9 protein-coding genes and 2 pseudogenes are annotated in these 14,431 nt (G+C 57.2%); 10 read left to right on the forward strand and 1 reads right to left on the reverse strand.

Features of this window, described 5'->3' with window-relative positions:
• Window positions 1-96: 96 nt before the first annotated feature.
• The 9 genes and pseudogenes from ychF to WBR68_RS14010 all read left to right on the forward strand — a co-directional run.
• A complete protein-coding gene (gene ychF / locus WBR68_RS13970; RefSeq protein ID WP_230694542.1) occupies window positions 97-1,188 on the forward strand; it encodes a redox-regulated ATPase YchF in 1,092 nt (363 codons plus the stop codon).
• 207 nt (window positions 1,189-1,395) lie between these two features.
• On the forward strand, window positions 1,396-2,607 hold the full coding sequence (locus WBR68_RS13975; RefSeq protein ID WP_230694543.1) for a tyrosine-type recombinase/integrase: 1,212 nt from the start codon (window positions 1,396-1,398) through the stop codon (window positions 2,605-2,607).
• Window positions 2,608-2,956: 349 nt separating this feature from the next.
• A complete protein-coding gene (locus WBR68_RS13980) occupies window positions 2,957-4,003 on the forward strand; it encodes a Fic family protein (protein WP_230694544.1) in 1,047 nt (348 codons plus the stop codon).
• Between the two features lie 10 nt (window positions 4,004-4,013).
• Entirely contained in the window at window positions 4,014-7,304 is a 3,291-nt protein-coding gene (locus WBR68_RS13985; protein WP_230694545.1) for a helicase-related protein, read from the forward strand.
• Window positions 7,301-7,966: a DUF4391 domain-containing protein gene (locus tag WBR68_RS13990; RefSeq protein ID WP_230694546.1), complete on the forward strand. Its 666-nt coding sequence runs from the start codon at window positions 7,301-7,303 to the stop codon at window positions 7,964-7,966. Before WBR68_RS13985 ends, WBR68_RS13990 begins: the two co-directional genes overlap by 4 nt.
• 48 nt (window positions 7,967-8,014) lie before the next feature.
• Entirely contained in the window at window positions 8,015-8,350 is a 336-nt protein-coding gene (locus WBR68_RS13995) for a hypothetical protein (RefSeq protein WP_230694547.1), read from the forward strand.
• Window positions 8,351-8,379: 29 nt separating this feature from the next.
• The gene (locus WBR68_RS14000) at window positions 8,380-10,266 is read left to right on the forward strand and encodes a site-specific DNA-methyltransferase (protein ID WP_230694548.1); all 1,887 of its coding nucleotides are present in this window, start codon (window positions 8,380-8,382) and stop codon (window positions 10,264-10,266) included.
• 10 nt (window positions 10,267-10,276) lie between these two features.
• Complete coding sequence (locus tag WBR68_RS14005; protein ID WP_230694549.1) at window positions 10,277-13,363, forward strand: type III restriction-modification system endonuclease; 3,087 nt, start codon at window positions 10,277-10,279, stop codon at window positions 13,361-13,363.
• 195 nt (window positions 13,364-13,558) lie between these two features.
• Window positions 13,559-13,816, forward strand: a pseudogene (locus tag WBR68_RS14010) (transposase); the annotation flags it as partial.
• Between the two features lie 79 nt (window positions 13,817-13,895).
• Here the strand turns inward: WBR68_RS14010 and WBR68_RS14015 are convergent.
• Window positions 13,896-14,102: pseudogene (locus WBR68_RS14015) on the reverse strand (transposase domain-containing protein); the annotation flags it as partial.
• A gap of 97 nt (window positions 14,103-14,199) precedes the next feature.
• Between WBR68_RS14015 and WBR68_RS31485 the strand changes: the two are divergent.
• Window positions 14,200-14,394, forward strand: a complete 195-nt coding sequence (locus WBR68_RS31485) for a DUF4172 domain-containing protein (protein WP_370641225.1) — start codon at window positions 14,200-14,202, stop codon at window positions 14,392-14,394.
• Window positions 14,395-14,431: the final 37 nt, after the last annotated feature.

Below are 14,431 nucleotides of genomic sequence, written 5' to 3' on the forward strand. Positions count from 1 at the left end.
CGGGGCCATATCGCCGGCCTTGATGAAGCTGCCCCAGGGCGCGCCCGGGGTAAACTAGAACGTTAACGATCACTACCGTACTTACACAGGATTCCCATGGCTCTGCAATGCGGCATCGTCGGCCTGCCCAACGTTGGCAAATCGACTCTTTTCAACGCTCTGACCCGCGCCGGCATCGCCGCCGAGAACTATCCGTTCTGCACCATCGAGCCCAACGTCGGTGTGGTCGAAGTGCCGGATCCGCGTCTGCAAAAGCTGGCTGAAATCGTCAAGCCCGAGCGCATCCTGTCCGCCACCGTCGAATTCGTGGACATCGCGGGCCTGGTGGCTGGTGCAAGCAAGGGCGAAGGCCTGGGCAACCAGTTCCTGTCGCACATCCGCGAAACCGACGCCATCGTCAACGTGGTGCGCTGCTTCGAAGACCCCAACGTGATCCACGTGGCCGGCAAGATTGACCCCATCGCCGACATCGAAGTCATCGAAACCGAACTGGCGCTGGCCGACATGCAAACCGCTGAAAAAGCGCTGCAGCGTCATCAGAAGACCGCGCGTTCCGGCGACAAGGAATCGCAGCGCATCGTGGCCGTGCTGGAAAAGTGCGTGGCCCAACTGAACGAAGCCAAGCCCATCCGCGCGCTGGATCTCAGCCCGGAAGAACACGCCGACATCGCCCAACTGTGCTTCATCACCGCCAAGCGCGCGATGTACGTGGGCAACGTGGCCGACGACGGCTTCACCAACAACCCGCTGCTTGACCGCCTGACCGAATTCGCCGCCGCGCGCAACGCGCCGGTCGTCGCCATCTGCGCCGCCATCGAATCCGAAATCGTCGACCTGGACGACGCCGACCGCCAGGCCTTCCTGTCCGACATGGGCATGGAAGAACCGGGCCTGAACCGCCTGATCCGCGCCGCCTTCAAACTGCTGGGCCTGCAAACCTACTTCACGGCAGGCGTGAAGGAAGTGCGCGCCTGGACGGTGCCCATCGGCGCCACCGCCCCGCAAGCGGCCGGCGTGATCCACACCGACTTCGAACGCGGCTTCATCCGCGCGCAAACAATCGCCTACGAAGACTTCATCACGTACGAGGGCGAGCAAGGCGCCAAGGAAGCCGGCAAGATGCGCGCCGAAGGCAAGGAATACATCGTGCAGGACGGGGACGTGATGAATTTCTTGTTTAACGTGTGATCAACGTCTGACAATTTTTGCTGGATCTCGGTGGCGCTCAGTAGCGCTTGGTGGACAGGCTAGCCCATTTGAGATCAATGGGTTGCAGAAACAATACGGTCTGCTGAGCGTTCCTATTGTTCATCGAGGTCTAGAAAATTCGGGGGTAGCGTTGGGGGTACTCGTGTTCAACCGTGGGGGTACATCTCCCCGCAGTGGAGTCCGACGATGCCCGAAAATCTACTCACCGACCTCAAGGTCAGGTCGGCCAAATCGACTGATCGAGACTGGAAACTTTCAGACGGCGGGGGCCTGTTCCTGCTGGTCAAGCCCACCGGCGGCAAGCTCTGGCGGTGGAAGTACCGCCTGCAAGGCAAGGGGAACCTCTTTGCCATTGGCGGTTTTCCTCAAGTAAGTCTTGCGGAGGCGCGCGCGGTTCGAGAGAAAGCGCGTGCTTTGGTCAAGCAAGGCATCCATCCTGCTCATGAGCGGCAGCAGGTCAAGCAGCGCAACCTGGAAGCACTGGAGGAACGCAAGCGCGCTCGTGAAAGCTCGTTCGCCAAGGTAGCGCAGGCGTACCTGGCCGAGATCAAGCCTGTTTTTGCGCTCAGTTCCTACCGCACCAAAGAGTCCCGTATCAGGAAGTACCTGTCGCCGAAGTTCGACGGGATGCCGATGAGCGACATAGGCGTGAAGCAGATTCGCCCCCTGCTGGAGGAATGCAAGGCTCATGGCGCGTGGGCGGCCATCCATGTCAGAGGTGATCTTTCGGCGATCTTTGAGTTTGCGGTGGTGCGGGGGCTGGTCGAGGCAAATCCAATTCCCAGCCTGCGCGGGCTGCTACGCGTGCCGTTCAGCGAGAGCAAGGCGGCGATGACGCGAGAGCAAATCCAGAAGTTCTATCAGGAGTTACGCAGCTACCGGGGCTATCCGGAAACCTCGTTGTGCCTGCGGCTGATTGCGCTGACCGCATGCCGTCCAGGGGAGGCGGCGGATGCCGAGTGGGACGAGTTCGACTTTGAGGATGCACTGTGGCGTCGGCCTGCGGCGAAGATGAAAGCGCGGCGTGACCATGTCAGCCCGTTGTCCGCGCAGGCCATTGCCGTGCTGAAGGATTTGCAGTGCATCACGGGCGGTGGCTGCTATCTGTTCCCACACCGGAGCGGCAAGGGCTTCACTACGCCCAACCGGCTCACTTATGCCATGCGTGACATGAACCTGGGGCGGGGTACGACGCCGCATTGCTGGCGGACGACCTTTTCGACCTGGGCCAATGAGAACGGTTACCGGCCTGATGCGATTGAGCGGCAGCTTGCCCACGTGGAAAGCAACAAGGTGCGGGCGACCTACAACAAGGCGCTGTTGCTGGATCAGAGAAGGGCACTGTTGCAGGACTGGGCGGACTATCTGAGTGCTGCGGAGGGCAGCGGCACAGCATAGGGAAGAGTTGGCCGGGTGTTGCAGAACAAATGGACAGGTGCGGCCTTTTCCTTTTCTGGGTAGGGCCGTTGCCCCTTGAGTGCCATTCCCTTGCCGTTTGCCTTTGCCGACGGCTGGGCGCTGGTAATGGGGTAGGCAATGAAATAAATGGGGCAATTGTTAATTGATTGCCCCATTTTTTGGATTCATGTTACCTATTTCCTCCCCGGTCAGCCATGCCAGATCCTCGCGACCGGTCCAATGTTCAGGAAATGGGGTAGTCAAACACCGTTAATGAGGCATTTTTAGAGGCAATGCCCCATTTAACGGCTATGATTACCCCATTTAGACAGCCTGGACTTACATTTACATGCACTCGCTCACACCTGAGTACCTTGCCGCGCTTCGCTTCGATGGCACCCAGGCCGCCACGTTGCGCACACTGGGCGAGTACCGGGGCAAGCAGCAACTCTACGCCGCGCAGTCGCCCGAAGCCCTCAAGGGCCTGCGCCAGATCGCGGTGGTGGAGTCCACCGAGTCATCCAACCGGCTGGAAGGTGTTGTCGTCGCACCCTCGCGGTTGAAGTCTCTGGTCATCCGCAACGCAACGCCAAAGAGCCGCTCCGAACAGGAGATCGCCGGCTATCGTGATGCTCTGGCACTGATCCACGAGTCCGCCGCGCACATGCCCTTCAGCGAGGGTGTTGTGCTGCAATTACATACCCTGCTGTACCGCTACATGCCGCAGGCGGGCGGGCGCTGGAAGGCTACCAATAACGACATCATCGAACGTCACCCGGATGGCACTTCGCGTCTGCGCTTCCAGCCGGTGGCTTCGCATCTAACGCCGATGGCCATGGCTGATCTGACAGGGCGCTACGCCACCGCGCTGGACCAGCACCTGGCCGACCCGTTGGTACTGGTGCCGCTGGCGATGCTCGACTTCCTGTGCATCCACCCTTTCCCGGACGGCAACGGTCGCATGTCCCGCTTGCTGACCCTGCTGCTGCTCTACCACTTCGACTATGCAGTGGGTCGCTACATCAGCCTGGAGCGCATCTTCGAGGAAACCAAAGAAGGCTATTACGAGACGCTGGAAGCCAGTTCGCAGGGATGGCACCAGGGGCAGCACGACGTAAAGCCCTGGCTCGACTACTTCTGGGGTGCCTTGCTGCGGGCCTACCGTGAGTTCGAGGAGCGTGTTGGCACCATCGAACGGGGACGTGGCAGCAAAGGCGACCGGGTGCGGACGGAAGTTCTAGGGCGCACCCTGCCATTCTCGATTTCCGAGATTGAAGAAGCCTGCCCGGGCGTGAGCCGGGACATGGTTCGACTAGTACTGCGGGCGATGAAATCAGAGGGGTTGATCGAATCGACTGGCAAAGGGCGAGGCGCGAAATGGATCAAGCGAGCGTAAGGGGAGCACGATGGAACTGATCGACAACATCAGCCGTTTGCTGGGCGACGATCTCAAGCAGACCCTCAGGCCCGGCGCGCGCCTGAAGATCGCGGCCTCGTGCTTTTCGATGTACGCCTTCGAGGCGCTGAAAACCGAGTTGGAAAAGATCGACGAGCTGAACTTCATCTTCACCTCGCCCACCTTTGTGGCCAACGAGGTTACCGACAAAATTCGCAAGGAGCGCAAGGAATTCCACATCCCCAAGCTCGACCGCGAACGCAGCCTCTACGGCAGCGAGTTTGAAATCCAGCTTCGCAACAAGCTCACCCAGCGGGCGGTGGCCAAGGAATGTGCCGACTGGATACAACGCAAGGCCACGTTCCGCAGCAACCGCACCAAAGCGCCCATGCAGCAATTCGCCTGCGTGCAGGCTGGCGGCACCGACACGGCGTACATGCCCCTGCATGGGTTCACCGCCGTCGATCTCGGCTACCAGCAAGGCAATGCGGTGTCCAACCTCGTCAACAAGATGGACGAGGCCCCCTTTTCTGCCACCTACCTCAGTCTGTTCGACCAGATTTGGAACGACTCCGAAAAACTTGAGGACGTGACTGAGCAGATCTGCGAGCACATCGCCTCGGTCTATCAGGAGAACTCGCCCGAGAGCATCTACTTCCTGATGCTCTACAACATCTTCAACGAGTTCCTCGACGACATCGACGAAGACGTGTTGCCCAATGATCGCACGGGCTACCAGGACACGCTGATCTGGAACAAGCTCTTCAACTACCAGAAGGATGCGGCCACCGGCATCATCAACAAGCTGGAAACCTACAGTGGTTGCATCCTGGCCGACAGCGTCGGCCTCGGCAAGACCTTCACTGCACTGGCGGTGGTCAAGTACTACGAGTTGCGGAACAAATCCGTGTTGGTACTTTGCCCCAAGAAGCTGGCCGACAACTGGCTCAACTACAACCGCAACCTCAAGACCAACATCTTCGCCCGCGACCGGTTCAGCTACGACGTGCTGTGTCATACGGATCTTTCGCGCACCAGCGGCGAATCCTTCGGCACACCGCTCAACCGCATCAACTGGGGCAACTACGATCTGGTCGTCATCGACGAGTCGCACAACTTCCGTAACAACGACGCCTACAAGGACAAGGAAACGCGCTACCAGAAGCTGATGCGCAAGGTCATTCAGGAAGGTGTGAAGACCAAGGTGCTGATGCTGTCGGCCACACCAGTCAACAACCGCTTCAACGACCTGCGCAACCAGCTTGCGCTGGCCTACGAAGGCGACTCGGAAAGCCTCAGCAAGAAACTCCGCACCAGCAAGTCGGTGGAAGAAGTTTTTCGCAATGCCCAAGCAGTCTTCAACACATGGTCAAAGCTGCCACCGGAAGAACGCACCGCGCGAGCAATCCTTGATTCGCTGGATTTTGACTTTTTCGAACTGCTCGACAGCGTCACCATTGCTCGCTCGCGCAAGCACATCCAGACCTTCTACGACACCAAGGACATTGGCCAGTTTCCCGAGCGCCGCAAGCCGTTGTCGGTCCACTGCCGCCTGACCGAGCGGTCGGACGTGCTGGGTTTCAACGAAATCTTCGAACAGCTCTCCCTGCTCAGACTGGCCGTGTATGCGCCCATCAGCTACATCCTGCCCAGTCGTCTGAAAAAGTACGAGGATATCTACGACACCAAGGTTGGCGGCAAGGGCACGCTGCGTCAGGCTGACCGCGAAAAGAGCCTGCAGGCCTTGATGACGGTCAACCTGCTCAAGCGCCTCGAAAGCTCGGTACAGTCATTCCGACTCACCCTGCAATCGCTGCGCGCCAACAACGAAGCGACGCTGGCCAAAATTGCCGTGTTCAACCAATCCGGTGGCGCGGCGACAGTGGGTGACCTTACGGAAGTGCTGGAGGGGCTGTATGCCGAGGACGACGACCTGCCAATGCCTAGTGACGAGGGCGGCGAGATCGGCGGGAAGATCAAGATCAGCCTCGCCGACATGGACTTGCCATCCTGGGAGCACGAGCTCAAGGTGGACTTGCAGGTTATCGACGCTCTGCTGGCCTCAATGAACAAGATCACCCCACAGGACGACGCCAAGTTGCAGCACCTCAAGGCGCAACTGCTCGGCAAGATCGACAACCCCATCAACCCCGGCAACAGGAAGGTGCTGATCTTCACCGCCTTTGCCGACACCGCCGATTACCTGTATGCCAATCTTGCACCGGAGCTGCTGGCCACGCACGCCATCCACACCGCCAAGGTCACCGGCAAGGGCGCGCCGCAGTCCACCATCAAGAGCGGCACACACAAGCGCAGCTACGACTTCCAGGAACTGCTCACCCTGTTCTCCCCTCGCTCGAAAGAGAAGGCCGTAGTGCTGCCGAACGAGCCGCACGAAGTCGATCTGCTCATCGGCACCGACTGCATTTCCGAAGGCCAGAACCTGCAGGACTGCGACTACCTGATCAACTACGACATCCACTGGAACCCGGTGCGCATCATCCAGCGCTTTGGTCGGGTGGGTCGTATTGGCTCGCCCAACAGCAGCATCCAGCTTGTCAACTACTGGCCCGACATTTCGCTCGACGAATACATCAACCTCAAGGAGCGCGTCGAAAGCCGCATGATGATCGCTGACGTTACTGCCACCGGCGACGACAACGTGCTGTCCGCGCAAGCCAACGACGTGTCGTACCGCAAGGAGCAACTGCGCCGCTTGCAGGAAGAAGTCATTGAGCTGGAGGATTTGAAGACCGGTGTCTCCATCACCGATCTGGGCCTGAATGACTTCCGCATGGACTTGCTCAACTACGTCAAGGCCCACGGCGAATTGAGCAATGTGCCCAACGGGATGCACGCCGTTGTACCCGCCCAGGCTGAGATGGGGCTGCGCCCAGGGGTAATCTTCACGCTGCGCAACCGCAATTCAGGCGTCAACCTCAACCAGCACAATCGCCTGCACCCCTACTACCTCGTCTACATCAACCACGAGGGCGAAGTCATCCACGACCACACCGAGGTCAAGCGTTTGCTCGATCTGGCGCGTACATGCTGCAAAGGGCGAGACAAGCCCATGATTGAGGCTTGCCAGCGCTTCAATCAGGCAACGTCGGATGGCCGCAGGATGCAGCCCTACTCCGATCTGTTGGGCAAAGCCATCCGTTCGATGATCGAGGTGAAGGAAGAAAAGGACCTGGACAGCCTGTTCACCGGCGGCAAGACCACGGCGCTCACGGGCACCATCTCCGGGCTGGACGACTTCGAACTCATCAGTTTCCTCGTGATTCAGGAGGCTGGATGAGTGCGCTGATCGCCTACCCCAAACAGGCAGCCTTCGGGCGCGTTCTGCCCAAGAACAAGATCTGCGAGCACAGCGGAGCCAACACCCGGCTCAAAGACCTGTTCGTCAAACAGGTGGAACAGATCGTCTGGCGGTACAAGCTGGCCCCGGAGACGCTCCATCTCCCTGCGCGCCCCGGCGTGCCGGAAATCCAGATTTTCAGCATCCAGCTCAAAGCGCCGGAATTGCACACCGATGTGTTGCGCTGCATCGACGGGGCCATCCCGTTTCCCATCGTGTTCGAGCTGACTTTCGACGGTAGAACTCAGGTAACTGCCGCCTACAAGCGCCCGAACGAAGCTGATACCAGCCGCTGGGTACTCTCGGACTACTTTGCATCGGATTGGCTGTCGATGGATGGCGAGCGCACCGCGATGCCCGTGGCCTTGCATCTGGGCGGCATGTATGAGCAATTGCTGCACCGCCTGATCCCATTGTCAGCGCGGCCACAGGAAACACTGGCCGAGCTGGTGGCGCGCGTCGAACAGGCACAAGCCAAGCAGCGCGAGCTGGATAAGACCACGGCACAGCTGGCGAAGGAAAAACAGTTCAATCGCAAGGTAGATATCAATGCAGAATTGCGAAAACTGAAAAATGAAGTTAATAGGCTTATGGCCGGTTGACCAAAATTTTTCTAACGTGCGAATACCTACAATCCAAAGGAGCTTTCAATGAATGTCAGTTTTTTCTCCGCAAGTGTGACAGGCGCCTATTTAGAGGCAGAAGTTCATCCCAATGCAGCTGGTAAGTTCGAGGCCGACTACCTTCAGATCACAGGGGAGATGCCAGTTATTGGTGAAGGATATCAGCACCAACCAAATAAGTGGGGGGCTGAGTGTCGTATCTACTTCAACTGCGATAGTGATCTCAATGATGAATTTTCTGTGCTTGGCATTGATGTGGAGGAAGGTGCGCGCCCTTACAAGCAAGAATGGCGATTTCGCGTTAACAACAATGAATTCTTCTGGGCATTGATTCGCGCAGGATACAAACTAGGAAGAAATTAAAACGTTCATCAGATTAGCGAATCAACCTCATGGATAATCTAAAAATGCACTCGCCAAACATCGTGGAAGAGAATATCACCCGCATCCGGGAGATGTTCCCTCATTGCGTAATTGAAGCGCGCGATGGTGCGGGTAATCTAAGAAAATTAGTCGATTTTGAGAAGTTACAGCAAGAGCTTTCTCACATTGTCATAGGCGGGATGCAGGAGCGATATCATTTAAATTGGCCCGGTAAACGCGAGGCGGTATTGACCGCCAATGCACCAATAGCCAAGACGCTACGGCCTGTCCGAGAGAAAAGCATAGACTTCGACACAACGAGAAATTTGTTTATCGAAGGAGATAATCTTGATGCATTGAAGATGTTGCAGGAAACTTATCTTGGGCGGATAAAAATGATCTACATAGATCCGCCTTATAACACCGGCAGCGATTTCATTTATGAAGATGACTTCGCACAAGAAACGGAAGAGTATCTGCGCTCATCCAATCAGAAAGATGATGAGGGTAACAGGCTCAGTGCAAATACTTCAGCCAATGGACGGTTCCATTCGGACTGGCTGACCATGATGCTGCCGCGTCTTCGATTGGCTCGGCATTTGCTGCGTGATGATGGAGTTATCTTCATCTCCATCGATGACTCAGAGGCAGCTAACCTTAAGCTGCTCTGCGATGAGATTTTTGGTGCTCAGAATTTCTACTGCAGCTTTGTGTGGAAACGTCGCAGTGGCGCGATGGACTCAGTAGACAACACAAGCGTAGATCATGAATATGTGCTTTGCTACGGCAAAAACAAGGGAAGACTTGCAGGTATAGGGCGAACCTATGCGGGCTACACCAACCCTGACAACGATCCGCGCGGCCCCTGGAAAGCTGATAATCTGAGCGCCGGAAAAGCAGGCGGCGATGTTTATTACCCCATAAAAGATCCCGTTACGGGAAATGAATTCTTTCCGCCTCAAGGTCGCTATTGGCCCTACAGCCGGAAGACTATGGCAGAGAAAATCTCCGAAGGCAGAGTAATATTTCCCGCTGATGCATCCGGGCGCCCCATGCTGAAGCGCTTCAAGAACGAGGCAAAATTTGACACAGTTCCTGTATCGACCTGGATGGTTTCAAGGGCGGATGACAAGGTTTCAAACTCATTGATCGCGCCATCCAACACGCAGGCAACACGGGAGCTTCAAGACATATTAAATGCGAAGCTTTTCCCACATCCAAAGTCTACGCAACTCATCGAATCCTTAGCATCTCAGTGCCTTTCAGATGATGACGATGAGATTGTTCTCGACTTTTTTTCTGGTTCTGGCACAACCGCACATGCAATTCTGGCTCGAAATGCGACCTGCAGTACAAATACGAGATTCATCCTCGTGCAGTTGCCAGAAGTGTGCCCAATAGAAAGTGCTGCCGCAAATGCAGGATTCTCAACCATTGCAGATATTGCCAGAGAGAGAATCCGACGCGTTGGCGATCAATTCAGAAGCTCAGACGCAAAAGTGGACGTCGGATTTCGGAGCCTCAAGATCGACACCTCGAACATGGCCGACGTGTACTACGCCCCCGACGCGCTGGACAAGTCCAGCCTCGACCTGTTCGTGGACAACATCAAGCCCGACCGCTCGGCGGAAGATCTGCTGTTCCAGGTCATGCTGGACTGGGGCGTTGATCTTGCCCTGCCCATCGAGCAAAAGGCCATCCAGGGCAAGGACGTGTTCTTCGTGGACGGCGACGCGCTCGCCGCCTGCCTTGACGCACATGGCGGCATCGACGAAGCCTTCGTCAAGGAACTGGCTACGCACAAGCCGTTGCGCGTGGTGTTCCGCGATGCCGGGTTTAAGGACAGCGCCGTCAAGATCAACGTGGAGCAGATATTCAAGCTGTTGTCGCCATCCACCGAAGTGAAGAGCATCTGAGGGGACGGCGATGAAGCTGAAATTCAAGACGCAGGCCTACCAGACGGCGGCAGTGCAGGCGGTGGTGGACTGCTTCAAGGGGCAGGTTCCACATCACGGCGGCATTCGCTACCGGCTCGATCCCGGCAGCCAGAAAGCAGCGCCAGCGAGCCCGCAAGCTGCGCTGGCGCTGGAGGCCGCTTCGTCTGAGGCTGCGGAGGAAAAGGAGGCTGCGTTTCGCAACGCTGACTTCACGCTATCGGAAATAGCGCTGCTGGACAACATCCAGACCGTCCAGCGGGGTCAGAATCTGCCGCTGTCGGATACGCTGGTCAAAACCAAGGTGGCCAAGGTCAATCTCGACATCGAGATGGAGACCGGCACTGGCAAAACATACTGCTACATCAAGACCATCTTCGAACTGAACAAGCTGTACGGCTGGAGCAAGTTCATTATCGTGGTGCCCAGCATCGCCATCCGCGAGGGCGTGGCCAAGTCGCTGGACATCACGGCCGAGCATTTCCTGGAAACTTACCGCAAGAAGGCGCGCTTCTTCATCTACAACTCTAAGCAACTGCACCACCTGGAGAGCTTCTCGTCGGACGCGGGCATCAACGTGATGGTGATCAACGTGCAGGCTTTCGCTTCGCGCGGGGCGGAAAACCGCCGCATCTACGACGTGCTGGACGACTTCCAGTCCCGCAAACCCATCGACGTGATCAGCGCCAACCGTCCGATCATGATTCTGGATGAGCCGCAGAAGATGGAGGGTGAGGCGACGCTGAAATCACTGGAGGCGTTCAAGGCGCTGATGGTGCTGCGCTACTCGGCCACTCACAAGACCACCCACAACAAGATTCACCGCCTCGATGCGCTGGACGCCTACAACCAGAAGCTGGTTAAAAAAATTGCCGTGCGCGGCATCGCGGTGAAGGGGCTGGTGGGCACGGCGGGCTATCTGTATCTGCAATCGATCGAAATTTCGAGCAAGAGGCCTCCCGAGGCGCGCGTAGAGTTTGAGCAGAAGCTCGCCAATGGCGACATCAAGCGCGTAGTGCGCAAGCTCGGCAAGGGCGACAACCTGTTCGACCTGTCGGGCGGGTTGGATCAGTACCGCAACTACGTGGTGACGGACATCAACGCCAACACCGACACCCTGAGCTTTACCAATGGCGTGGAGCTGACGGTCGGCGACGCCACCGGCGACGTGACCGAGGCGGCTCTACGCCGCATCCAAATTAGGGAGGCGGTCAAAACGCACTTCGATAAGGAACAGGCATTGTTCCAACAGGGCGTGAAGGTACTGACCCTGTTCTTCATCGACGAGGTGGCCAAGTACCGTGACTACACGCAGGCGGACGAAAAGGGCGAATATGCTCGCATCTTTGAAGAGGAATACACGCAGTACCTGAACGAGATGCTCGATCTGGACGAGACGGCCTATGTCAAGTACCTGAAGGGCATTCCGGTGGGCAAGACCCACAGTGGCTACTTCTCCATCGACAAAAAAACCAAGCGGCTGGCTGACCCGACGGTTGCCGCACGTGGCGAGAACGCCGGGCTTTCAGATGATGTGGATGCCTACGATCTGATCTTGAAGGACAAGGAGCGCTTGCTGTCGCTCACCGAGCCGGTACGCTTCATTTTTTCGCACTCTGCCCTGCGTGAAGGCTGGGACAACCCGAACGTGTTCGTCATCTGCGCGCTCAAACACAGCGACAACACCATCTCCCGACGCCAGGAGGTGGGGCGTGGCTTGCGGCTGTCCGTCAACCAGACAGGCGACCGGATGGATCACCCAGCCACCGTTCACGAAGTGAATGTGCTGACCGTGGTTGCAAGCGAGAGCTACAAGGACTTCGTTGCCGCGCTGCAGAAGGATATCAGCGATTCGCTGTCGGAACGTCCGCGTGTGGCAAACGAGGAATACTTCACCGGCAAGGTGCTGAAAACGGCGACTGGCGATGTACCGGTTACGCCGCAACTGGCGAAGCAAATCTACCGCTATCTGGTCAAGAACGACTACACAGATGATTCAGATCGGATCGCGGGTACGTATCACGATGCCAAGAAGGCCGGAACGCTGGCCGACCTGCCAGCCGAACTGAAATCGCACGCCGCGCAGGTGTACCAGCTTATCGACAGTGTGTTCAGTGCTAACCAATTGCCCGACATCGGTGACGACCGCAAACCCAAGAAGAACCCGCTCAACGCCAACTTCGACAAACAGGAGTTCAAAGCGCTGTGGAACCGCATCAACCGCAAGGCGGCCTACAGTGTCGATTTCGACTCGGACGAGCTGGTGCAAAAGGCGGTCAAAGAGCTGGACGCGGCCCTGCGCGTGACCCCATTGCTATACACCATCCAGACAGGTGAACAGATCGACCGGGTGACTGGTGAGGCGCTAAAGCGTGGAGATGGTTTCAAGATTGCCGAAACAAAGACCGAATACAACGAACAGTCGATTCATTCAGCGGTCAAGTACGACCTGATCGGCAAGCTGGCCGAAGGTACTCAATTGACTCGCCGCACGGTGGCGGAAATCCTCACGGGTATTAACGTCGCGGTTTTTGCACAGTTCAAGATCAATCCGGAAAGTTTCATCGCCGAGGCCACGCGACTCATCAACGAACAGAAGGCCACGGTCATCATCGAACACCTTGCCTACGATCCCGTCGAGGACAAGTTCGACCTCGACATCTTCACTGCCGGGCAGACCAAGCAGGACTTTAGCAAGGCCGGTGACAAGCTCCAGCGACACATCTATGACTATGTGCTGACGGATTCGAAGGTGGAGCGGGAGTTCGTGAAAGAGCTGGACACAGCAAATGAAGTGGTGGTCTATGCCAAGTTGCCACGCGGCTTCCTCATTCCCACGCCCGTAGGTGACTACAACCCAGACTGGGCGATCAGCTTCAAGGAAGGCGCTGTCAAGCACATCTACTTCGTTGCCGAGACCAAGGGTTCAATGTCCACAATGGATCTGCGCGAGATCGAAAAAACCAAGATCAAGTGCGCACGCAAGTTTTTCGACGAGATGAGCCGCCGCTACGCCCCGGAGAATGTTAAGTACGACGTGGTGGACAGTTTCGGCAAGCTGATGGAGGTGGTTAAGTAGCGGATGCCAAGCTGTTTATCTTCCGAGATCTTGCAACCGTTCGGGCCCAAGCTCTCGACTGATGATTTGTCGCGCTGCGGTATCCTGGATTCCTGGTGGTTCACGCGCGGCTGAAGCGCTGGACGCAATGTTGCACTGACCGTCTGAATCCACAGTAGCCAGAAGTAGAATTTTCTCGTTGAGGGGTTCTACAGCATGAAGAAGTCGAGATTTACAGACAGCCAGATCATTGAAGCCATCAAGCGCGTGGAGGCTGGTCTTGCCGTTCCTGAGCTGTGCCGCGACCTAGGCATCAGCTCGGCCATGTTCTACAAATGGCGTTCCAAGTACGGGGGCATGGACGTATCGCTGATGGCGCGCATGAAGGAACTGGAGGCCGAGAACGTGCGTCTACGCAAGATGTACGTCGAGGCGAAGCTCAAGGCCGAGGTTGTGCAGCAGGTTGCTGCACAATTGCCCTGGAGGCATAACCCAGTACTACTGGATCGGCTTAAATGTAAGCGCCTGCCGAACACACCCTTGACGGTCCAGCCTACTTGGTCGGCACCCACCGATGAGGCAGCAGTTCAGCGATCTGGTTGTTTTTCTGCGTGGGCAGGCGCGTAAGCACGTCCTGTAGATAGGCATACGGATTGTGTCCATTGAGCCGCGCCGACTGGATCAGGCTCATGATGGCGGCCGCGCGCTGTCCGCCGCGCAGCGCTCCCGCGAACAGCCAGTTCGAACGGTAATCCCCCCACAGAAGCGATGCTGTGGATTCAGTCGGAAGTAGAATTTTCTCAGTGAGGAGTTCTACAGCATGAAGCGATCGAGATTCACGGACAGCCAGATCATGGATGCGCTCTAGCGAACCTCTTGCCGCTGCGGCGAATAGCCTCGATAATCGCCGCATGAACTGCGGCGATTATCTTTATATCTGGCAGGCCCCCGACTGGCCGAACTGGCGCTACGACTTGGCTGTTCTCGCCGAGCCCTTGGCGCAAGTCAGCCGTGTAATGACCCAGCAGAACCTGCTCAGGTTAAGCGGCTAATGCAAATGCCTCAGCCGGGGTCTTCATGCCGAGCGCC

Origin of the sequence: Achromobacter sp. JD-1 (assembly GCF_038594925.1) — a bacterium.
Classification (GTDB): domain Bacteria; phylum Pseudomonadota; class Gammaproteobacteria; order Burkholderiales; family Burkholderiaceae_B; genus Achromobacter; species Achromobacter spanius_C.